The 2,248-nt window shown below is 54.4% G+C and carries 2 protein-coding genes; both read right to left on the bottom strand.

Features of this window, described 5'->3' with window-relative positions; translation table 11 throughout:
- On the bottom strand, positions 1 to 1,411 hold a 1,411-nt coding region (locus tag PA598K_RS14115), incomplete at its 3' end, for a cache domain-containing protein (RefSeq protein WP_185601954.1).
- Positions 1,412 to 1,594: 183 nt separating this feature from the next.
- A partial coding sequence (locus PA598K_RS14110) for a hypothetical protein (protein ID WP_221414140.1) occupies positions 1,595 to 2,248 on the bottom strand: 654 nt, incomplete at its 5' end.

Below are 2,248 nucleotides of genomic sequence, written 5' to 3'. Positions count from 1 at the left end.
GGGCTGCCGCCTGCCGTGTCTGCAGCAGCAGCTCCTGCAGCTCCTGCAGGCGGGCAGCGACTCTATCCAGCTGCGGCTCAGCCGCCCCTGGCTCCAGGGGGATGATCAGGGCGACAGTCGCATGAGCCAGCTCATGGAGCAGCCAGTCACGCTCGGACTCATGCAGCAGCGGCTGGATCGCAACTCTGCCGTTCCACGATTCCAGGGGCAACAGCGCCTCTGCCGAATCTGGATACATCCGCAGCAGCGCGACCACATAGGGCTGCTCCGGCAGCTTCAGCCGCGCTTGCTGCAGATGTCTGCGCATATCGCCTTCATGATTGAACCCCGTCTTGAGCAGACGCTCCAGGAACGCAGCCCGAAGCGTCGGCAGCTGCTCGTCCATCCTAACAGTCAACTCGCGCAGCGACTCCAACAGCTCCTGCACCGGCTTGCTGTTGCGGTACGCCAGCAGCAGAGCGGCCAGACAGCCGATCAACAGCGCCAGGCCAAGAATGCTGTAGTTAATCCGTTTGATGTACTCGGCTTTAGCGAATACGCCAGCCTCCGGCAATCCGGAGACGTACGTCCAGCCATTGTAGGCGGAGCGGGTATGGCTGACCATCGTATCCTTGCCTGCGATCTTATACACCTGGTAGCCTGGGCGAGATTCTGCATCGAGCTGAGCGACTCCGATTGGCGGCTCGCCGCTTAGCGTCGACGCGATGAGTCGTTCATTCTCATCCAGGATGTAAGCGAACGACCCATCATCTTCCGCCAGCCGGTCGAACAGTCGGACGACCGATTGCTCCCGAATGAGGATGACGGCCGCTCCGTCGATGTGCGTCCGATGCCCTTCGGGCAGCCCGCTCACATAAGCGATGTAGTTGCCTATCGTTTTGCCGTTCGTCACATTCTCCAGCCGATGGTAACGGTTCACCTCTTCCCGCGTCACTATGCCCTCCAGCCATTCGCCGAACGACTGATCGCCGATGCGCATCGGATGCTCGTACAGTCTGGCGATATGGTCGCTGGCGATCAGCGTCTCGCTCTTGCGCAGGTAGACGAACAAGTCGGAGAAATAATTGTTCGTGGACAACTTGTACAGCTCGTTGCGCTGCAGCGAGAACTGGTAGAGCGACTCCGGCGTCCATTCCGCATCCGCTCGCAGGATAAGCGCTTGCAGATCCTTGTCGAGCGAGATGACCGACACGACGTCGCGAATTTCAGCGAACAGATTGTTCAGGCTCTGCTTGCTGTTCTCTAGCACCGTCCGGTTCAGCTCGACAGCGTCCTCCCGCACGATATGCACCGTCTGCTGATATGCATAGATGCCGATTAATAGTGGGAACAACAGCACCAAAACGTACGATAACAAAAACTTGCCGAATACTTTTTTATTTCGGGTGAATGACTGTTTTTTGAGCTGCACCCGTCTCCCCCCTTGCAATGGCCGACTTTTTTTGTTAACGCTTTCATATTTGCAGATGTTTTTATAGTATCACAGTAGATTTTACATTTCACCACTAAAATTTATGATGCATTTTAGTCATTGAAAAACAGGCGCCATAGCTTTCGCCACGGCACCTGTAATTTACAACTGTTGAGGCAGGGATTAATTAAACGTAAGACTAGCTTGTGCATGGAAGCCATTTACAGATGCTATCAGAAGAGAGTTTACAGCAAAACGCACTAACAGATAGTCTCCGGCATTGACTGTAAAAGGCGTAGGAAGAATTTGAGTACCGGTATAAGCTTGGAATGCGCCTACGATCGGGATTGTTCCGATATTAATCGTAGCAATCGGGTTCAAGGTTATCGAGCTTATATTAAAAGGTGTGGCTGGGAGAGCAGGCGCATAAAGGATTTCTGCCTGCATTGTGGCGGCTGTTCCTATCGAAACACCTGCAGCCGCTATAGATTCAAACGAAACGGTCCACTCGGTAATCCTTCCACCTCTGGTCACGATCCTCGGCCATGGCGGTATACCCAGAGGATCCAGCGTAAGTGCTATGCCAAGCGCTCCAACCTGAGGTCCCCACATCGCATCGCCAATGATGATTTGTGTGTTGGCCAGCCCGCCAATAACAGAATTGACAGTCAGTGCCGGCGGCACACCCGGAATTACGTAGCTGCCACTGTCAAACGAGAGAATAGATCCAACTCCAGTCGGACCAGTTACGCCCGTAATACCTGTCACACCCGTTGCTCCGGTTGCTCCGGTTGCTCCTGTTACTCCTGTTGCTCCTGTTGCTCCTGTTACTCCTGT

The organism is Paenibacillus sp. 598K, from assembly GCF_003851045.1.
Taxonomy (GTDB): Bacteria; Bacillota; Bacilli; order Paenibacillales; family Paenibacillaceae; genus Paenibacillus_D.
This window is presented reverse-complemented; position numbering and strand designations above follow the sequence as displayed.